This window comes from Anoxybacteroides voinovskiense, from assembly GCF_014196205.1.
In the GTDB taxonomy this organism is placed as follows: Bacteria; Bacillota; Bacilli; order Bacillales; family Anoxybacillaceae; genus Anoxybacteroides; species Anoxybacteroides voinovskiense.
This window is the reverse complement of record NZ_JACIDE010000002.1, coordinates 47,543-66,629: the sequence shown is the minus strand read 5'-3', so window position 1 is coordinate 66,629 and position 19,087 is coordinate 47,543. Positions and strand designations below refer to the sequence as shown.

Annotated in this window: 21 protein-coding genes and 1 other annotated feature; all 21 genes read right to left on the bottom strand. The window is 45.1% G+C overall.

Translation table 11 applies throughout. From position 1 onward, the window contains the following. Nucleotides 1–201: 201 nt before the first annotated feature. The 21 genes from GGR02_RS01565 to GGR02_RS01465 all read right to left on the bottom strand — a co-directional run bounded on the left by GGR02_RS01565 (nt 202) and on the right by GGR02_RS01465 (nt 19,019). Nucleotides 202–1,497, bottom strand: coding sequence for a solute carrier family 23 protein (locus GGR02_RS01565; protein ID WP_183183006.1), 1,296 nt, complete (start codon nt 1,495–1,497; stop codon nt 202–204). Between the two features lie 111 nt (nt 1,498–1,608). Next, complete coding sequence (pyrR, locus tag GGR02_RS01560; RefSeq protein ID WP_183183005.1) at nt 1,609–2,148, bottom strand: bifunctional pyr operon transcriptional regulator/uracil phosphoribosyltransferase PyrR; 540 nt, start codon at nt 2,146–2,148, stop codon at nt 1,609–1,611. A 152-nt stretch (nt 2,149–2,300) separates the two neighbouring features. After that, the gene (locus tag GGR02_RS01555; protein ID WP_183183004.1) at nt 2,301–3,212 is read right to left on the bottom strand and encodes an RluA family pseudouridine synthase; all 912 of its coding nucleotides are present in this window, start codon (nt 3,210–3,212) and stop codon (nt 2,301–2,303) included. Next, nucleotides 3,212–3,676, bottom strand: coding sequence for a signal peptidase II (gene lspA, locus GGR02_RS01550; RefSeq protein WP_183183003.1), 465 nt, complete (start codon nt 3,674–3,676; stop codon nt 3,212–3,214). The genes GGR02_RS01555 and lspA overlap by 1 nt, the downstream gene beginning before the upstream one ends. Nucleotides 3,677–3,790: 114 nt before the next feature. Beyond that, entirely contained in the window at nt 3,791–6,565 is a 2,775-nt protein-coding gene (gene ileS / locus GGR02_RS01545) for an isoleucine--tRNA ligase (protein WP_183183002.1), read from the bottom strand. 49 nt (nt 6,566–6,614) lie between these two features. Continuing rightward, nucleotides 6,615–6,828, bottom strand: a binding site (T-box leader). Nucleotides 6,829–6,883: 55 nt separating this feature from the next. After that, nucleotides 6,884–7,396, bottom strand: coding sequence for a DivIVA domain-containing protein (locus GGR02_RS01540; protein WP_183183001.1), 513 nt, complete (start codon nt 7,394–7,396; stop codon nt 6,884–6,886). A 75-nt stretch (nt 7,397–7,471) separates the two neighbouring features. Beyond that, entirely contained in the window at nt 7,472–8,245 is a 774-nt protein-coding gene (locus GGR02_RS01535; protein ID WP_183183000.1) for a YlmH family RNA-binding protein, read from the bottom strand. A gap of 47 nt (nt 8,246–8,292) precedes the next feature. Then, a complete protein-coding gene (locus tag GGR02_RS01530) occupies nt 8,293–8,562 on the bottom strand; it encodes a YggT family protein (protein WP_183182999.1) in 270 nt (89 codons plus the stop codon). A gap of 3 nt (nt 8,563–8,565) precedes the next feature. After that, nucleotides 8,566–8,988: a cell division protein SepF gene (locus tag GGR02_RS01525; protein ID WP_183182998.1), complete on the bottom strand. Its 423-nt coding sequence runs from the start codon at nt 8,986–8,988 to the stop codon at nt 8,566–8,568. 15 nt (nt 8,989–9,003) lie between these two features. Further along, a complete protein-coding gene (locus GGR02_RS01520) occupies nt 9,004–9,678 on the bottom strand; it encodes a YggS family pyridoxal phosphate-dependent enzyme (protein WP_183182997.1) in 675 nt (224 codons plus the stop codon). Further along, complete coding sequence (gene pgeF, locus GGR02_RS01515) at nt 9,665–10,480, bottom strand: peptidoglycan editing factor PgeF (protein WP_183182996.1); 816 nt, start codon at nt 10,478–10,480, stop codon at nt 9,665–9,667. Before pgeF ends, GGR02_RS01520 begins: the two co-directional genes overlap by 14 nt. A 78-nt stretch (nt 10,481–10,558) precedes the next feature. Beyond that, nucleotides 10,559–10,801 carry a YlmC/YmxH family sporulation protein gene (locus tag GGR02_RS01510; protein ID WP_066323606.1) on the bottom strand — a complete coding sequence of 81 codons (243 nt, stop codon included), beginning with the start codon at nt 10,799–10,801 and terminating at the stop codon, nt 10,559–10,561. Between the two features lie 93 nt (nt 10,802–10,894). Further along, nucleotides 10,895–11,674, bottom strand: a complete 780-nt coding sequence (sigG, locus tag GGR02_RS01505; RefSeq protein WP_066327223.1) for an RNA polymerase sporulation sigma factor SigG — start codon at nt 11,672–11,674, stop codon at nt 10,895–10,897. A gap of 65 nt (nt 11,675–11,739) precedes the next feature. Then, entirely contained in the window at nt 11,740–12,459 is a 720-nt protein-coding gene (gene sigE / locus GGR02_RS01500) for an RNA polymerase sporulation sigma factor SigE (protein WP_183182995.1), read from the bottom strand. 50 nt (nt 12,460–12,509) lie between these two features. Further along, a complete protein-coding gene (gene spoIIGA, locus GGR02_RS01495) occupies nt 12,510–13,433 on the bottom strand; it encodes a sigma-E processing peptidase SpoIIGA (protein ID WP_183182994.1) in 924 nt (307 codons plus the stop codon). A gap of 441 nt (nt 13,434–13,874) precedes the next feature. Further along, entirely contained in the window at nt 13,875–15,002 is a 1,128-nt protein-coding gene (gene ftsZ / locus GGR02_RS01490; RefSeq protein WP_183182993.1) for a cell division protein FtsZ, read from the bottom strand. Nucleotides 15,003–15,028: 26 nt separating this feature from the next. Then, nucleotides 15,029–16,306: a cell division protein FtsA gene (ftsA, locus tag GGR02_RS01485; protein ID WP_183182992.1), complete on the bottom strand. Its 1,278-nt coding sequence runs from the start codon at nt 16,304–16,306 to the stop codon at nt 15,029–15,031. Between the two features lie 106 nt (nt 16,307–16,412). Next, nucleotides 16,413–16,766, bottom strand: coding sequence for a small basic family protein (locus GGR02_RS01480; protein ID WP_183182991.1), 354 nt, complete (start codon nt 16,764–16,766; stop codon nt 16,413–16,415). Between the two features lie 2 nt (nt 16,767–16,768). Continuing rightward, entirely contained in the window at nt 16,769–17,488 is a 720-nt protein-coding gene (locus tag GGR02_RS01475; RefSeq protein WP_183182990.1) for a DUF881 domain-containing protein, read from the bottom strand. A 36-nt stretch (nt 17,489–17,524) separates the two neighbouring features. Further along, nucleotides 17,525–18,220: a DUF881 domain-containing protein gene (locus GGR02_RS01470; protein WP_183182989.1), complete on the bottom strand. Its 696-nt coding sequence runs from the start codon at nt 18,218–18,220 to the stop codon at nt 17,525–17,527. Continuing rightward, nucleotides 18,198–19,019 (bottom strand): cell division protein FtsQ/DivIB, encoded by an 822-nt coding sequence (locus tag GGR02_RS01465; RefSeq protein ID WP_183182988.1) that lies wholly within the window; start codon nt 19,017–19,019, stop codon nt 18,198–18,200. The genes GGR02_RS01470 and GGR02_RS01465 overlap by 23 nt, the downstream gene beginning before the upstream one ends. Between the last annotated feature and the right edge of the window lie 68 nt (nt 19,020–19,087).

Here is a 19,087-nt window from a genome sequence, read left to right as displayed (position 1 = left end):
CTCCCCCTTGTATGTAAATCGAAAGTAATTTTCCTTATAGTTTGCAAAAAAAGCACCCTGCCTAACCGACAGGGTGCTGCACCGTTTTTTGGCGTAAAAAGGTGTAGGAAAAGAAACCAACGCTTTTCGCATTCGTGTTTTCCTTTTTACGCGAACAGGAACACCCTTTTAAGTCTCGCGGGACTTAATTAAAAGGTGATGTTACGCTACATGGTCATTATCTAGTTCAAACATATTTTCGTTTACTGGCGGACGGCCAGGTAAAATTAAGTTTAAGATGACCCCGATAATCGCGGCAAGCGCCATTCCTTGAATTTGGAACGTTTCTGACACTTTTAAAATCGCACCGCCGATACCGATGACAAGAATAACAGACGAAATCACTAAGTTGCGTTTGTCGCCGAAATCAACTTTGCTGTCGACGAGCATCCGTAACCCGGAAGAAGCGATAATCCCGAAGAGAAGAATCGATACACCGCCCATGACCGGCGTCGGAATCGAGCTGATTAGAGCAGTAATTTTCCCGACAAATCCGAAGATAATCGCTAATACCGCGGCGCCTGCTAACACGTATACGCTATAGACGCGCGTAATGGCTAGCACGCCGATGTTTTCCCCGTACGTCGTTTTTGGCGGTCCGCCGATTAACGCGGAAATCATCGTCGCCGTACCGTCGCCTAAAATGGAGCGATGTAAGCCTGGATTTTTAATGTAGTCACGTCCAACGACTTTGCTTAATACAAGCTGGTGACCGATATGTTCAGACAATGTGACGACGGCGACCGGTACCATGAGAAGGACGATTTGTCCCGTAAGATGAATCGGATAGTCGATGCCTGGCAATAAGAAGTCCGGCATTTCAAACAGCTTTGCTTTTGCTACTTTCGATAAATCGACAACCCCGATGATTAGCGCATACACATATCCGACGATAATTCCTGCTAACACAGGTACTAAGCTGAACAAGCCACGCGAGAAAATAGAGCAGACAATCGTTGCGGCAAGCGTCACAAGCGCTACCGAAAAATACGTAAGGTTATATTTGCCGTCTGGTCCGTTCATTGCCATACCGACCGCGACGTTCGCGAGTCCTAAGCCAATCACGATAATCACTGGTCCAACAACAACTGGTGGTAATAAATTCATAATCCAGCGGTAGCCAGCCTTTTTAATAATGAGCGCTACTACCCCATATACAAGCCCAGCGAGAAAGCTACCAATCATCGCCGCACCTGGCCCGCCTGCTGCTTTTGCTGCAATAATCGGCGAGATGAACGCAAACGAAGACCCTAAGTATGCCGGCACTTGCCATTTCGTGATAATTAAAAAGGCAAGCGTGCCAAGACCGCTCGAAATGAGCGCCATCGCAGGACTTAACCCGACGAGATATGGGACTAAAATCGTTGCTCCAAACATCGCAAACAAATGTTGTAAGCTTAATGTTACCCATTGTAACGGTGACGGGACGTCTTTAATATCCAATACTGGTTTGTTCATTGCATTTCCTCCTCCATAATAAAACCCTCTTCGCGCAAGGCACAAAGAGGGTATGACAACATCGCCCCCCTTTGTCAGCCTCGCAGGACTGCTTTTAAAAAGGGTGTTTCGTTATTTTTCATGAATGCTTACTTGATCTAATCCGTCCACTTCTTGCAGTTCGACGACAATCATTTCCGCGCTTGACGTCGGAATATTTTTGCCGACAAAATCAGCACGAATCGGCAATTCGCGATGACCGCGGTCAACTAACACGGCCAGCTGAATTTGCGCTGGGCGACCAAAATCCATAATCGCATCCATCGCTGCGCGCACCGTGCGACCGGTAAACAACACATCGTCGACGAGCACGACCTTTTTCTCCGTGACGTCAAATGGAATCGCTGAGCCTTTTACAAGCGGCTCTTTGTCGCTCGTTTTCGTCGTTAAATCATCGCGGTAGAGCGTAATATCTAGCTCCCCAACCGGAAGGGCGGCACCTTCAATTTGTTCAATCCGCTCCGCGAGCCGTTTGGCTAAATAAATGCCGCGCGTTTTAATACCAACAAGCACACAATCGTCAATGCCTTTATTCCGCTCAATAATTTCGTGGGCGATGCGCGTCAAAGCGCGGCGAACGGCTTGTTCATCCATGACTACTGCTTTTTGCATGCTTTCACCTCCATACAAAAAACCCTCTCACCGGTTGGCGAGAGGGTAGAATGGCATACTTCACCTATTTCCGCTACCTTCTCAGCCTCACGGGACTGAACTTAAAGGTTCTTGCTCACTTGAATTTATTGTACGCGTCGCTTTATCGTTTGTCAACGATTATTTCGCAACGAATCGAGCAACTGTTCAAACTCTAGTGGCAGCGGGGCTTCAAATTCTAAATACGCTCCCGTGCGCGGATGATGAAACCCTAAAATGCCCGCATGCAACGCTTGCCCATCAATCGGCAACGTCTTTTTGGGACCGTATTTCGGGTCCCCTGCAAGCGGATAGCCAATATATTTCATATGGACGCGAATTTGATGCGTCCTTCCGGTTTCTAGTTGGCATTCAATAAACGTATAATCGGAAAATCGCTCTAGCACGCGAAAGTGCGTAACCGCTTCTTTCCCATCTTCAACGACCGCCATGCTTTGCCGGTCGTGTTTGTCGCGGCCAATCGGGGCGTCAATCGTACCGTAATCATGCGGAATGACGCCATGAACAATCGCTTTATATTTACGCGTCACTGTTTTGTGAACGAGCTGATTGACAAGCGATTCATGTGCCATATCATTTTTTGCAACCATTAATAGTCCAGACGTATCTTTATCAATTCGATGAACGATTCCAGGACGTAAAACGCCGTTAATCCCTGATAAATCTTTACAATGGGCAAGCAGCCCGTTTACGAGTGTTCCGCGCATATGTCCTGGCGCTGGATGAACGACCATCCCGCGCGGCTTGTTGACGACGAGAACGTCCGTATCTTCATAATAAATATCGAGATTCATTTCTTCTGGTTCTACGTCCAGCGGCTCTGGTTCTGGCAGCGTAATCGTTACTTCGTCGCCAGCCGAACATTTATAGTTCGCCTTTACCGTTTTTCCGTCCACCGTCACGAAACCGTCTTTGATCCATTGTTGTACTTGCGAGCGCGACCATTCCTCATTTAAAGCGGCAATGACTTTGTCAATTCGCTCGCGATCGTATTCTTCCTCAATATGAAACGTTACTACATCCATTATCCATTCTCCTTCTCTTTCGCACCCATCATAAACGTTTGCAAAAAGACGAGCGCTACGCCTATGCATAACGCAGAATCGGCAATATTAAAAATCGGAAAATTGTATGTTCCGATGTACGTATGAATAAAGTCGACGACTTCTTTGCGGATGAGCCGGTCGATAAAATTCCCGATTGCTCCGCCAAGCATCAAACCAAGCGCCACACCGAACAATCGCTCTTGGCGCGGCAAGCGCTGAATATAAACGACTAAACCGATCACAACAATAATGGTAATCAAATAAAACAGCCAAAACTGCCCCTGTAAAATGCCCCATGCCGCCCCGCGGTTGCGGTGGGAGGTAATATATAAGACGTTTGGGATAATCGTAATACTCTCGCCAATTTTCATTTTCGTGGCAACTACCCATTTTGTCAATTGATCGAGCGCGATCACTAGAAGTGCAATCAAATAATAAAGCACACAAATTCCCTCCACCTCGACGTTTGTACTTATGAATTGTAACACAATAAGAAAGCGATAGACAACGATAACGGCTAGAAAAATAAGCCCACCTAATATAAGGCGGGCTTTCGGTTAGGCACTATAATGTTCTTTGACAATATGTGCGCAGCGTGGGCATAACGTCGGGAACGATTCATTTTGTCCAACGTCTGTTGTCACCACCCAGCAACGTTCGCATGTTTCCCCATCCGCTGGACGTACGACAATCGCCATGCTCGCAAATTTTTGCGCTGTTTCCGGTGCGGCTTCATACGCTCCAGCGATTTCGAAACCGGATACGATAAAGAGCTGTTTTAAGTTTTCATTGATCGAATCAAGAAGTTGTTTCGTTTCCGCTGTCGGGTACACCGCCACGTGCGCTGTTAACGATTTGCCGATTACTTTTTCGTTTCGGGCAACTTCTAGCGCTTTTAATACATCGTCACGCACGTTCATAAACGCATCCCATTTCGCAAGCAACGCTTCTGCTCCTTCGATTTCCAATGCGTCTGGCATATCAACAAGCTGGACGCTTTCTTCTTTTTCTTTCCGGTTCGGAATATGCCCCCATACTTCATCGGCTGTGTGCGGCAAAATCGGGGCGACGAGCTTCGTTAACGCGACAAGCGTTTCGTACAACACCGTCTGAATCGCCCGGCGGTCATGGTCGTCTTTCGCTTCAATATAGAGAATGTCTTTGGCGAAATCTAAATAAAAGGCGCTTAAATCGACCGTGCAGAAATTATTCACTTCATGGTAAATCGCCGCAAAATCGTACGTTTCGTAAGAACGTTTCACTTTGGCAATTAAACGGTTTAATTTAACGAGCATGTAGCGATCGACTTCGCGCAATTCGGCAATCGAAACAGCGTTTGTATTCGGATCAAAATCAAACAAGTTCCCCAACAAGAAACGGAACGTATTGCGAATTTTTCGGTACACTTCTGCGACTTGTTTTAAAATGCTGTCGGAAATACGCACATCCGCTTGGTAGTCGACAGAGGCAACCCAAAGCCGCAAAATGTCCGCCCCTAGCTGCTCCATCACTTTGGCAGGGACGACGACATTTCCGAGCGATTTGCTCATTTTTCGCCCTTCGCCATCAAGCACAAACCCGTGGCTTAACACTTCTTTATACGGCGCTTTTCCCGTCACTGCAACAGCTGTGGAAAGCGAGGAGTTAAACCAGCCGCGATATTGGTCTGAACCTTCTAAATAAAGATCCGCTGGGCGCTGTAAATCATCGCGCTCTTCTAGCACTGCTTGATGCGACGAACCAGAGTCGAACCAAACATCCATAATGTCCGTTTCTTTCGTAAAGCGGCCGTTCGGGCTGCCTGGATGCGTAAAGCCTTCTGGCAATAACTCTTTCGCTTCCCGCTCAAACCAAACATTCGAACCATGCTGTCTAAATAAGTTCGATACGTGTTCAATCGTTTCATCCGTAATAATTGGTTCCCCGTTTTCCGCATAAAAGACAGGAATTGGAACCCCCCATGCACGTTGACGCGAAATGCACCAATCGCCACGATCGCGCACCATGTTATATAAACGCGTTTCGCCCCAAGCTGGCACCCAGCTTGTTTCTTGTACTGCTTGCAATAGTTCGTCGCGGATTTTATCAATGGACGCAAACCATTGCGCGGTTGCGCGGAAAATGGTCGGTTGCTTCGTCCGCCAGTCGTGCGGATACGAATGCGTAATGAACGATAGTTTCAACAAAGCACCCACTTCTTGCAGTTTTTCTGTAATCGCTTTGTTCGCCTCATCGTAAAAAAGACGAGCAAAGCCCGGAGCTTCTTCTGTCATATATCCGCGCTCGTCAACTGGACAAAGCACACCTAAGCCGTATTTTTGTCCGACGATAAAGTCATCTTCCCCGTGCCCTGGCGCGGTATGAACACAGCCAGTTCCAGCATCTGTCGTCACATGCTCCCCACAAACGACGAGCGAATCACGGTCATAAAACGGATGTTTTGCCACGACATACTCAAGTTCTTTTCCTTTCAACGTTTTACGGACGACCGCGCCTTCCCAGCTAAGTTCGTTTGCCACCGCTTCTAATAATGCAGAAGCAACGACGTATTTTTCTTGACCTACTTGCACGACGCTATACTCTAACTCAGGGTGAACGGCAATTCCTAAGTTCGCCGGAAGTGTCCAAGGAGTTGTCGTCCAAATAACGATTTTTTCATCTCCTTCGAGTACCCCTTTTCCGTCCTTAATCGAGAACGCTACATAAATGGACGGAGAACGTTTATCTTTATATTCAATTTCCGCTTCCGCTAACGCTGACTCGCTTGATGGGGACCAATACACTGGCTTTAATCCTTTATAAATCAAACCTTTTTTCGCCATTTCCCCGAACACTTTAATTTGTTGCGCTTCATATTCTGGCTTTAACGTAATGTACGGATTGTCCCAATCTCCACGTACCCCAAGCCGCTTAAATTGTTGGCGCTGATTGTCAATTTGTTCATACGCATACTCTTCACAAAGTTTACGGAATTCGGCAACGCTCATTTCTTTTCGGTTGACGCCTTTATTTTTCGTAAGCGCCGTTTCAATCGGTAATCCGTGCGTATCCCATCCAGGAACGTATGGCGCACAATAACCGCTCATCGATTTATAGCGAACGATAAAGTCTTTCAAAATCTTATTGAGGGCATGCCCCATATGAATGTCGCCGTTCGCATACGGCGGCCCGTCGTGCAACACAAACAACGGCCGGCCTTTCGTGCGTTCTTGTACTTTTCGATAAATGTCCATTTCTTCCCATTTCGCTTGAATTTGTGGCTCACGCTGCGGCAAATTTCCGCGCATCGGGAAGTCAGTTTGTGGCATTAATAACGTGTCTTTGTAATCCATCCTTCATTCCTCCAGTTTATTAATCAATAAAAAAAACCGCCCTCTCCCAAAAAGGGACGAGAACGGTCTCGCGGTACCACCCTTATTGACTATGTAAAATAGTCCTCTCTGCATTCGTAACGGGAATGACGCGCCATTGCCTACTTTCTTTCAGCATGGAACTCGAGGGTGATCTTCACTCTTTCGCTTATACTAGGCTTCCACCGCCCCTAGCTCGCTGTCATAAGTGGAGAAAGAGCTACTGTCCCTTTCATCGTCCATTCGGTATTCTTTTCCCTCATTTTCGTATTATGATTATATGCAAACGAACAAAATTCGTCAAGATTGGCTCATTTTTTCCTGTTCGTCCAACTCAATCTCTTTCACTTCATATTCCATTAAGTGATCCCAATCTTCGTTATTTAACATCTCAAGCTGCGCTTCGACAAGCATGCGGAAGCGCGTCCGGAACACTTTGGACTGCCGCTTCAACTCTTCAATTTCAAGCGCAATTTTCCGCGATTTAGCAAGCGCCTCGCTAATGATGCGGTCGGCGTTTTTCTCCGCTTCTTTGATGATGAGTTTTGCTTCTTTTTGCGCATTTCGCTTCACTTCTTCTGCCGTTTCTTGCGCAATTAATATCGATTTATTTAACGTTTCTTCAATGTTTGTAAAATAATTCAATCGTTCGGTCAATTCTGCCACTTTTTCTTCCAGCTGTTTTTTTTCGCGAATCACCATTTCATAATCTTTAATCACTTGGTCTAAAAACTCATTTACTTCATCTTCATCATACCCGCGAAAGCCTTTGCTAAATTCTTTATTATGAATATCTAATGGCGTTAAAGGCACGAATGCCACCTCCGTCTATATCTTTCCTTTTTACGTTTATTCGACACTTTTCCCGAAATTCCTGCCACAATTCGATTATTTTTGCGTCCCTATGTGGAGGCGAAAGCGATCTTTTTTTGTTTTTCCGTCAATTGAAATCAGCTTCAACCGACCGAGTCCGCGCGCCGAAATTGTATCGCCTTCTTTACATTCAACGTGCGCTTGTTCGACAATTTTCCAATTTATTTTAAGGAGCCCGTTTGCAATTAGCGTTTGCACATGTTGTCGTGACGCGCCGAACGCTTGCGCAACTACCGCATCTACTCTTAAAGAAGAAACGGTAATCGTTGCTTCGTTCCACTGTTCGTTTAGCACCATTATTTCTGTTAACGGTTTTTCTTCGACCGTCACTTTCGTTTTTCCAACTGCTTGCAAATGCAGCTGAACGTATGGAGCGATTTCTTTTGCCACGAGAAATTGAACATCGTCTTCTTGCATTAGCACATCGCCAAACTTGCTGCGCTTTACCCCAAGCGACATTAACGTCCCGAGCACTTGGCGATGGGTGAGCGAAACAAATTTGCGCGGGTAATGAAGCGAAAAAAGTGCCAGTTGAAAATCTTCTTCTCCCGGCTGAAAGTACGGCGGATATAAAAGCGCTCGTTTGCGCTCGACAAACGGGGCACCGCCAAAAAAGGAAACGCGCACGTCCTCATCGTCCCCGATCACAAGCTTGACAATTTCTTGTTCGCGCGGGTCGAGGAAATCGGTAAGCCTAGCGCTATATTGCGTTTGCACACTTTCTCGCCATTCCATCACTTGATCGATAAAATGGTGTTCTTCTTTGCGAAAATGCTGATATATATTCATTTCTATCCCTTGCTTTCTCACGAAGAAAGGAACCCTTTTTGGATTCCTTACACTAAATGTAGCATGCTAAACAGCGCATGCAGCCCACGTGTTGCAAAATTAAGCACAATTAACGCGGCAATCGGTGACACGTCAATCATGCCAATTGGCGGAATAATACGGCGAAACGGCTCTAAATACGGCTCGCAAATTGCCGCTAACAGCTGACCGATTTTCGTGCCGCGCGCGTTCGGAAACCATGACATTAAAATGTAAACGATTAGCGCATACGAATATATTTCAATAAGCGTTGTTAAAAACGTAAGCAACGTATACATACATTACCACCTTTTCATTGTTGTCTCATCGTCCGATATGGCAGAAATCGTGCCAGTTACATCAACGTTGTCCGGCGTGCATAAGAAAATTTTTGTCCCGACTTGCTGAATATCACCGCCTATCGCATACACCGTTCCGCTTAAAAAATCGACGATGCGCTTCGCTTGATCGTGTGGAATGCGCTGTAAATTCACAACAACCGCACGGCGATTTTTCAAATGGTCAGCGATTTCTTGTGCTTCTGCATATGCTCTCGGTTCGATAAGCACCACTTTCGACGATTTTTGCACGCTTTGCAAGCTGACGACGTTTTGTTTTGTTCCTTTTGCTGGCTGCTGAGGCTCTTCCTCTTCTACATACTCTTCCTCATACTCTTCGTATTCATCTTCTAAAAAATAATCTTTAAACTTTTTAATCAATCCCATACTAACACCTCCCTGTCATTCTTCACCAACGAGCGCACTTCCTATCCGAATAAATGTCGCTCCCTCTTCAACCGCAATGACATAATCGTTTGACATTCCCATCGATAATTCCGTGCACGGTGCGTTCGCCATATGTAATGCTTGTACACGTTGTTGCAGTTGCTTCAGCTCGCGAAAGCAACGGCGAAGCAACTGCTCATCGTCTGTATACGGCGCCATTGTCATTAGCCCAACTACTTCAATTTTCGTAAAGTTGCGTAGCTGTTCGATAAACGGAATGACATCTTTACTCGAAAGCCCATGCTTCGTTGCTTCGCCAGATACGTTTACTTGGACAAAACATTTAATCGGTTTTGTTGCCCTTTTTTCGATTTCCTGCGCCAACGATAGACGATCGAGCGAATGAAGATAGTCCATTTTATCGATGACATTTTTTACTTTGCGCGACTGCAACGTCCCGATAAAATGCCACGTCGCCTCTCGTCCGATCGCTTCGTATTTTTGTAACAATCCGTCGTCACGGTTTTCCCCTAAATCGATTACTCCAGCAGCTAACGCTTCTTTTGCCCGTTCGATACTCACATATTTTGTTACCGCAATTATACGCACATCGTTAGGATCGCGACCGATGCGATGACAAGCTTCGGCAATGTTGCCACGAATAATGGCTAAACGTTCATGAACGGACATTTGTTTCCACCTTCCTCCCGATAAATGCCATCATTCTTCCCGTTCGACCGTTGTCGCGACGATGCGAGAAAAATACATCGGTTTCGCAACTCGTGCAATAGTTCGACACTTCAATACGTTGTACCCCTTCTTTTATAAGTAATAGCCGATTTAGCTCTTTTAAATCAAGAGCATATTGTCCTGCACTTCGTTCATCAAATGGTAATGCCTCGCTCGTGCCGAGCACGTTTCGGACAGCATCGATCACTCGGTCATCGACCACATAGCAACAAGGACCAATTGCCGGGCCAATGGCAACCATTATTTCTTCCGGCATAATCCCTTCGTCGCGAAAGCGCTGAACCATGTTGCCGGCAATATTTTTCACCGTTCCCTTCCAACCGGCATGCGCTAGACCAATCATGCCATATGTTGGTGCGAAAAAATAAAGCGGCACACAATCAGCGAAACATAACGTTAGCAATATCCCTGTTTCATCGGTATATAAACCGTCTGTATCCGCAATCGCTGTTTCAAACTGCACCGTACCTTTCCCAGCGCCGCGTGCAGTTACTTTTTCGATGCGAGAGCCGTGCGTTTGCTCACAACATACCCATTGTTCTAGCGGAATCGCTAAAAGCTCAGCCAACTTTCGACGGTTTTGCTCGACAACTACCGCCTCATCCCCAACATGCAGCCCAAGGTTCAATGAGGCAAATGACGTTTGGCTAAAGCCGCCTTGTTTCGTTGTAAAACCAGCGATGACGTTTGGCCAAGAAAGCATAAGCAGCGATTCATTCACTGGGTAAAAAATTTCCGACATGTTCGTCATCCTCTTTGTAGATTTTTATCACTTTTTTTCCTATTTTATCACAGTTTGCTGATAGATGATAACCATTATTTATTCTTCCTCGTTTAAACGGACTAAAATAACGTCTGCACCAATTTTTACAATGTTGCGCCATGGAATAATCGTTTCTTCTTCTCTTCCGAACAACCCAAGCACTTTTCCTGCTCCTAAAATAATGAGCGACTCAATTTGCCCCGTTTGTAAATTGATATCAATATCCCCAATATTCCCTAATTTTTTTCCGTTCGCAACATTCACAACATCTTTCGTTTGAAATTCAGAAATTTTCACCATCGGTATCCTCCCGCTTTCATCGTTTATTTTACTATATGATTTATTCGCTATGACCTTTCCGAAAAAAAGAGCTGTCCGCGACGGAACAGCTCGTTACACTTGAATATTTTTATTCATTTGGCGGATGGCCGCTTTTTCTAGGCGCGACACTTGCGCTTGCGAAATGCCAATTTCCTCGGCCACTTCCATTTGCGTTTTTCCTTGGAAAAATCGTTTGCGAATAATCATTTTTTCCCGTTCGTTCAACCGACGAAGTCCTTCTTTTAGCGCAATTTCTTCAATCCACTGGCTATCGCGATTTTTTTCGTCGCTTAGCTGGTCCATCACATAAATCGGGTCGCCGCCATCGTTATAAATTGGCTCAAATAAGGAAACCGGGTCTTGAATCGCGTCAAGCGCAAACACGACTTCCTCATGCGGCACGCCAAGGACATTCGCGATTTCTTCCGCAGTTGGCTCTTTTGCCGTTTCCCCCATCAACTTTTCCCGTACTTGTAGCGCTTTATAGGCGATATCACGTAACGAACGTGACACGCGAATTGGATTGTTGTCGCGTAAATACCGCCGAATTTCACCGATAATCATCGGTACGGCATACGTAGAAAATCGAACGTTTTGGCTTAAATCAAAATTATCAATTGATTTCATAAGTCCGATACAACCGACTTGAAACAAGTCATCGACAAATTCCCCGCGGTTATTGAAACGCTGAATGACACTTAACACGAGGCGTAAATTTCCGTTAACAAGCTTTTCCCTTGCCTCTAAATCCCCTTCATGCATTCGTTTAAACAGCTCACGCATTTCTTCGTTTTTCAATACCGGAAGCTTTGATGTGTCTACACCACAAATTTCTACTTTGTTTCTTGTCAAGTCTTTCCCTCCCATCAGGAGATGCTGTCAAAGTTCAGTATCTCCTGCGGAAGGAAAAATATGCACTACATCATTTTATTAAACTCTTTGCGCAGCCGCTTAATGATTCGCTTCTCTAGCCGCGATATATACGACTGCGAGATGCCAAGCAAGTCAGCAACGTCTTTTTGCGTTTTTTCTTCTCCGCCGGAAAGGCCGAAACGGAGTTCCATAATTTGTTTTTCGCGATCGCTTAACTGGCGGAGCGCATTTAATAAAAGATGGCGGTCAACATCTGCTTCTAAATCTTTTGTAATAACGTCATCTTCCGTACCTAGTACGTCGGACAAAAGCAGTTCGTTTCCATCCCAATCGATATTGAGCGGCTCGTCAAATGACACTTCCGAACGTACTTTATTGTTGCGACGTAAATACATTAATATTTCATTTTCAATGCAGCGGGAGGCGTAAGTCGCTAATTTAATTTTTTTCTCTGGATTAAAAGTGTTTACTGCTTTAATAAGCCCAATCGTACCGATGCTAATTAAGTCTTCGATGTTAATACCGGTATTCTCGAATTTTCGTGCAATGTAGACGACAAGGCGTAAATTTCGCTCAATGAGCATTGCCCGTGCGGTTTCGTCGCCAGATGGAAGCTTTTGGAGCAATAACTCTTCTTCTTCTTTTGTCAGCGGCGGCGGTAACGCTTCACTCCCGCCGATGTAATAAATTTCATCTGTTTTTATGCCGAGCTTTCGTAATAATTTGTACCATAAATAAATGATGCGGAGTTTCCATTTCCCCATAAAAATCCCCCTTCTAAATTATCGGAAAATGCGTATGATATAGTAAAAACTTATGAGGCAGTAAGGCGCTTTCCGGTTTGAATCATTTTTGGATGCACGATGCATTGATACTCTCCGTCGGTAGATAAGTCCGCTTCGTTCAATCCAACGAGTCCTTTCGTGACCTCAATCCACTGCGATTCGTAATAAATCGTCACTCGGTCGGGTTGAATCGCCCATAAAAATCGCTGCGTTTGCCCGATTCCTCGATAAGGAATGAGGCGCAACCGAGTTGCCCATTCTTTCCATCGTTCGTCGTCAAGCCACGTAAAATCATTTAATTCATTCATGCGCGCTAGCAATTCAGTCGGTAACATCCCTTTTACCGCGCTTGCGCTAACAATCATCACAGGCGTTTTTGTCAGCGGGTCGTATAGTTGATTGCCGCTGTCAATCAACCCTTTCAAGGAAAATGACATTTCTCGGAATGTTAATACAACATTCACGATATGTTCGAAACGAAGTTTTTTTTCCCGAACGGCATTCATCCTTTTTTTAGAAAATATCCATAACATCGGAAAACCAATGAGTACAAACAACCAGCTGACCGGGTCGCCTGTTCCGAGCGAATACGTCGTAAGCATTCCACTTATGACGATGTCGGTTTGTAGCAAATAATGAACCGCAATCAGTCCTCCTCCGACCATAAAAGTAGCGAGATAAAAAGTGAATAAGTTCTCGAAAAAATAGCGAAATCGTTTAAATCCGAACGAAGCGAGTACGATAAGAATAGAAAAAAGCAGTTTCATCAGTGGCTGTTGGACGTATGGCGAAAATGGCGTAAACAGTAATAGTACGATAAGCGAGCCAATGAAAGCACCGGCTGTCAATCTCCACCACCTTACTTCCCGCTTTAAAATAATGGCGGTCAACCAAAGCAATAGCCCATCAAAACATACGTTCAACAACCAAATGACATCTAAATAAATCGTCAAACGAATAGCCTCCCTCGGCCAAGCAATTTCTGAAAATAGTATATAGTACATCTTACTGGAAAGTCTGTCAATTCATGATGGAGAAAAAGCGAATTTTTTGTCTAAAAAAAACGAAAAAAAAAAGAGGGATCAATCCCTCTTTTTAGTATAGTGGCTTTCGCCAAGAACCGTTCTCCGCTTTTCGATGTTGTCTAGCTGCGAACTAACATCCTCCTCCGCGTCCGCTTTCTCCGTCCGACGTGCACGCACGTCTCCGTCGAAAGCTTGCGCTTCCGTCGGATGTTTCCTTGGCTTTCGCCAAGGACCGTTCTCCGCTTTTCGATGTTGTCTAGCTGCGGCTCCTAGCCCCTCGAATCGCTTCAGTCCTGCTGCGGCGGCAACAGCCTCCTCGCAGGTCTTTCGCTCTCTTCGTGGCTGAACAGTCGCCTCCGCTTTTCGATGTTACCGGCGGCGGTTGCGATTTCGGAGAAATGCTGGAATGTCTAGCGGGTCTTCGACTTGTGTCGAACGAACGGTATAATCTTGAGCTGGCTCCTCGCGTTTTTCCCGCTTCACGCCGACCGCTGGTTTCGGTGTTGCCACTCCGGTGCGAAGCGGTCGGGTTGATTGCCCTTCATTTTCACTAAATCCAGTAGCAATCACTGTAACGATAATTTCATCTTTCAAATTCTCGTTAATCACCGAGCCGAAAATCATATTCACGTCTTGGTCAGACGCTGAAGCAACGATATCGGCTGCTTCTTGCACTTCGTATAAGCTTAAATTCATGCCGCCTGTAATGTTCATTAACACGCCTTGAGCGCCATCAATGGACGTTTCTAATAATGGGCTTGAGATCGCTTTTTTCGCAGCTTCAGCCGCGCGGTTTTCTCCGCTAGCAATTCCGATTCCCATCAACGCTGAGCCTTTATTCGACATAATCGTTTTTACGTCAGCAAAGTCTAAGTTGATAAGTCCTGGAACAGCGATTAAGTCAGAAATGCCTTGCACCCCTTGGCGAAGCACGTTGTCCGCTTCACGAAACGCTTCAAGCATTGGGGTGTTTTTATCGACAATTTCTAAAAGGCGATCGTTCGGAATGACGATTAACGTATCAACTGCCTCTTTCATCGCTGCAATTCCATTTGCTGCTTGCATCGCCCGTTTCCGCCCTTCAAACGTGAATGGACGTGTCACAACACCAACCGTTAGTGCCCCTAAGTCACGTGCGATTTGAGCGATGACTGGTGCTGCACCTGTCCCTGTTCCACCGCCCATCCCGGCCGTGACAAAGACCATGTCTGCTCCCTTTAACGCTTCCTCAATTTGCTCTTTGCTTTCTTCCGCAGCTTTTTTTCCCACTTCTGGATTTGCCCCTGCTCCTAATCCGCGCGTCAATTTTGCGCCAATTTGCAATTTGATTGGAGCTTTGGACAAATTCAAGGCTTGCGCATCGGTGTTGACCGCAATAAACTCTACACCTTGTACGCCATGTTCTATCATTCGATTTACAGCGTTGTTTCCGCCGCCGCCAACACCGATGACTTTAATCGTTGCTAACTGATCAACTGTAGTGTCAAACTCCAACATGACAAATCCTCCCAATAATTCGATCTCTATTCAAAGAAATAGCCGAAAAATTTTTTTACTTTTTGTCCTAAATTCTCTTCTTTTTCTTTTGGCTTTGCTTTTGCCGGCTGTTGTTTTACCGGTCGCTTTTCCGGCGCTTCGACCGTTGCTGCTACGGGAGTGCGACGCCCTTGTAACTTTGCTTGACGATAGGCAAACTTAATTAAGCCGACTCCTGTCGTATATTGTGGGTCGCGGACGCCGATATAATCAGGAATTGCGACGCGGACACTGCTTCCTAACACAACTTGGGCTAATTCTAAAATTCCTGGCATGTTCGCAACGCCACCTGTCAGCACATATCCGCCTGGCAAGTCCCGAAATCCGAGTTTACGAATTTCTTGATAGACAAACTGAAAAATTTCTTCTAGCCTTGCTTCAATAATATCAGCAAGCTCTAATTGCGTAAACTGTTGATGCTGGTCTGTACCGATGACTGGAACGCTGAACACTTCTTCTTCAGATGCAAAATCGTAAAACGCATGTCCGTGTTTTAGCTTAATTTTTTCCGCATCTTCCGTCGATGTCCGTAACCCAATCGAAATATCTTTTGTAATGTGGTCGCCACCGACTGGAAGCACAGATGTCGCTTGCAAAAATCCTTGCTCAAATACGGCAACGGTCGTCGAACCACCGCCAATATCAACTAAAGCAACCCCTAAATTTTTTTCATCTTTCGATAACGCAAGGGAACCAGCGGCAAGCGGTTGCAGACAGATATCACTAATCTCTAGCCCCGCTCGTTCTACGCAGCGAAGTAAATTATGTAAAACCGTTTTTGCACCTGTAATCATTGTTCCTTCCATTTCTAACCGTACGCCGAGCATGCCACGTGGGTCGTTAATGCCGTCTAGTCCGTCGACGATAAATTGTCGCGGGATGACCCCGATAATTTCCCGATCTGGCGGAATTGACACGACTTGAGCCGAATCCATCACGCGGGCAACATCTTCATCGGTAATTTCACGATTTTCACTAGAAACGGCGACAATGCCATGGCAGTCATGGAGTTGAATATGATTCCCATTCACTCCAACAACGACACGCTGAATCGTAAGCCCAATCATTCGCTCTGCTTGGTCGATTGCGCGTTTAATTGATTGCACCGTTTCATCTATGTCAACAATGGCTCCTTTTTTGAGCCCTGCGGATTTCACATTACCGATGCCAATAATATTTAGTGATTCATTCAACATTTCTCCGATAATAACCTTAACACTGGATGTACCGATGTCAAGACTAACGATGATTTCATTGCTGTTCATTCTTTGGCACCCCCTTATAACAAACTCCATCGACTCGGTCGAACAGCGACGAACAAGGTTTGTTTCATATATTCAACATGCTGACAAGCATTCCCTTTTATTTCACTTAACTTTTTTGCCGCCTCTTGAGCCAATTGGCTAGCAAAATTCGGCGAATGACGGCGATATTTTGAAAGAGCCGTACACCGAAAGCAAATACGGCTGCTAAATACAAGTCTACACCAAGATGCACACCGAGAAAAGCTAAACTTGCAGCTAAAATAATATTAAAAAAGAAACCGGTCAAAAAAACGCTTTCGTCGTACACGTTTTGCAAATGTGCACGAATGCCGCCAATTAACGTATCTAACGCTGCCAGCACCGCGATTGACAAGTAGCTTGAATATTCGTCAGGAATGCGCCAATCCGTTAACCACCCTAGCACAATGCCAACGATAAGACCGATAAATGGGAGCCACATCTCTATTCTCCCCCCTTTTCGGTACTAATCGTTTCCATATAGCGAACATGCCATTTTTCCTCGGATTGTGGAATGACAACGGTCGATATCGGTTCTGAAACGGTAAGTTGTAAATTTTCAATCACAAAATCATCAAAAAGCGGTGACACTTTTAAATGATGATGCAACGCTGCGACGTCATCGGCAATGATTTTGACTTCGAGTGGAAACGAAGCAATTTTCACATTTCCCACTTTCGTCAAACCGTTCACATCACGAATGGCAGTTGTATTCGTCAACCGCGTATTCGCAATAGCAATTTCTTTTGCCCCGTACTCATTTAGTTCGTTGATCAGCCGATGTAATAATTCCGGGGATACGGTACGTACAACCGGCCCTACATAACTTTCTGGATAAAATGGTTCAATTGTTAAAATAAGTCCCGAACCTTGAGCAGCTGTCTGTCCTGCTTCTTCTTTTAATTCAGCAAGCGCTTTTCTTAACGCTGCTTCTTGGTCGGTCGAACGTGCTTGTTCGTAAGCCGCCAACTGATCATCACTGCGGCGAATCTCTGATAAAAGCTGTTGCTGTAACTGCAATTCACGCTTTAAATCTTGGCGCAACTCCCATATATCACGTGTATCACGCACGGCTGGGTCTTTTGTCGACCGAATCTGAACGGCGAGCATCCCCCCGATAATGATGGCAATAAGCGTAAACTGAAACATTTTTCTTTTTTGCAATGCGCCTCACCAATCTTTCTTCGATGTCACCTTCTCCTATTCACTATGAAACACCGGATCGAAAACAAGCGACTCTTTGCTGGCGATTTTTACAACAATATGGTCGTTCACTAACTCGTCTTTCACCCCTCCGGCAATGTTGAGCGCCGACGCGAGCACATGTGGGTCGCCGATTGCTGCGATGACAAATGGGGCAGCATGTTGCACTCCGTCTACTTCAATGACTGGACCGTTACAAACAATATATGAGCGATGCGAGATGCGCTGCCCATTAATCGCTATCGCTTCCGCTCCGGAAACGAGCAACTCGTGAACGACTTTCCACACATGCTGCTCATGGACGATGTAATTCGCCGCGTTTTGTTCGTTTGGAACATACGATGCATCTGCTAGCGTCACTTCGACTCCTTTTCCTTGCACTTTCACTTTTCCCGTATACATGCGCAGCTGCTCCACTTCCTGCACAAGCCAAGCATACGCCGTTTTTTCGTCTGCTAATTCTTTTTCACTATGCTGAAGCTGCTCTTGCTTTTGCAACAATCGGTTTTTCAGTTTACTTGTTTCTTTTTGTGCTTGGATGAGCAATTGCCGATATTCGTATTCTTTTTGCCATTGCCGGTCGGTCACGTCCGGATGCATTTTTTTTGTATGTTGATAAGAAAAGGAAAGCATAAATCCGAGCACAAGGAAAACAAAGGAAAGGATGACATCATTGCCCCTTATTTTTTTCATTGTCATCCCCCTTATAAGCTTTAAAATAGTTGCTTACTTCTAAATGAATAACACCTTTCACATTCGGATTTAGTTGCTTCACAATTTCAGGATACAATCGCATTTTTTCCGCAAAATTCGGTACAGTTGCACTCACTTCAAATCCATCATTCATATAGACCGTGATATGATATGGGTCGTATTTCGTCGGCGTATGATGAATTTCGGAAATGGCGTTTAGTATATAAGAAGGCAAATGCGCCAATTGCCCAGCGATTTCTTGAATCTTTTCTCTATCTTTCCAGTTGACTAAAATCGGTGCATCGCTTAGCGCCATTTTCGGCTTGTTTTTCGTTAAAATTTTTCCGTTATCCAAAATCGGAAAAAACAATTGTTTTTCTTCAATGTAAGCGACCCGTGTCCGCTCTTTTATGTATAGGACAATCGTGTTCGGAAACTGTTTCTTGACTGTTACCTCCTTAATTTCTGGAAGCGACTCGATCGCCTGCTTTACTTGATCGGTGTTTATCCTCCAGAAGCTTGTCCGATTTGTTACACCGCTCGCTCGAACAATTTGTTGAACAGAAACGTGTTGGTTTCCTTTCACCTCGATATGTCGGACATTGCTTAACGGTGATTGAAAGTAAATGATGCATAAAATAAGCATAAAAAAGAAGATGATATAGGCAGTTAGGCGGCGATTTACTTTTTGCCTGCGCCGCTGTTTCAGCTTCGGAACACGTTCTTCAAGAACGACCACTTTCCCTTTTTTCAACTCGCTCACCGCTTTCTCACTTACAAACAATAAAACAAACGGCATTCGCTCATGCCGTTCTTAGAACAAGCTTATTTTTATTATAACATACTATTGAAAAAGAAGGTGACCTA

What these genes read in the sequence shown, in the direction of transcription:
- ileS (WP_183183002.1), bottom strand. Translation starts at nt 6,565, where the DNA reads ATGGATTACAAAGACACGTTATTAATGCCACAAACTGACTTCCCGATG.
- GGR02_RS01480 (WP_183182991.1), bottom strand. Translation starts at nt 16,766, where the DNA reads ATGTGGCTCCCATTTATCGGTCTTATCGTTGGCATTGTGCTAGGGTGG.
- pgeF (WP_183182996.1), bottom strand. Translation starts at nt 10,480, where the DNA reads ATGTCGGAAATTTTTTACCCAGTGAATGAATCGCTGCTTATGCTTTCT.
- GGR02_RS01535 (WP_183183000.1), bottom strand. Translation starts at nt 8,245, where the DNA reads ATGAATATATATCAGCATTTTCGCAAAGAAGAACACCATTTTATCGAT.
- GGR02_RS01525 (WP_183182998.1), bottom strand. Translation starts at nt 8,988, where the DNA reads ATGGGATTGATTAAAAAGTTTAAAGATTATTTTTTAGAAGATGAATAC.
- ftsZ (WP_183182993.1), bottom strand. Translation starts at nt 15,002, where the DNA reads ATGTTGGAGTTTGACACTACAGTTGATCAGTTAGCAACGATTAAAGTC.
- GGR02_RS01565 (WP_183183006.1), bottom strand. Translation starts at nt 1,497, where the DNA reads ATGAACAAACCAGTATTGGATATTAAAGACGTCCCGTCACCGTTACAA.
- GGR02_RS01555 (WP_183183004.1), bottom strand. Translation starts at nt 3,212, where the DNA reads ATGGATGTAGTAACGTTTCATATTGAGGAAGAATACGATCGCGAGCGA.
- GGR02_RS01470 (WP_183182989.1), bottom strand. Translation starts at nt 18,220, where the DNA reads ATGAAAAAAATAAGGGGCAATGATGTCATCCTTTCCTTTGTTTTCCTT.
- GGR02_RS01510 (WP_066323606.1), bottom strand. Translation starts at nt 10,801, where the DNA reads ATGGTGAAAATTTCTGAATTTCAAACGAAAGATGTTGTGAATGTTGCG.
- pyrR (WP_183183005.1), bottom strand. Translation starts at nt 2,148, where the DNA reads ATGCAAAAAGCAGTAGTCATGGATGAACAAGCCGTTCGCCGCGCTTTG.
- sigE (WP_183182995.1), bottom strand. Translation starts at nt 12,459, where the DNA reads ATGGGGAAATGGAAACTCCGCATCATTTATTTATGGTACAAATTATTA.
- ftsA (WP_183182992.1), bottom strand. Translation starts at nt 16,306, where the DNA reads ATGAACAGCAATGAAATCATCGTTAGTCTTGACATCGGTACATCCAGT.
- GGR02_RS01520 (WP_183182997.1), bottom strand. Translation starts at nt 9,678, where the DNA reads ATGTCCGTTCATGAACGTTTAGCCATTATTCGTGGCAACATTGCCGAA.
- GGR02_RS01465 (WP_183182988.1), bottom strand. Translation starts at nt 19,019, where the DNA reads ATGCCGTTTGTTTTATTGTTTGTAAGTGAGAAAGCGGTGAGCGAGTTG.
- GGR02_RS01530 (WP_183182999.1), bottom strand. Translation starts at nt 8,562, where the DNA reads ATGTATACGTTGCTTACGTTTTTAACAACGCTTATTGAAATATATTCG.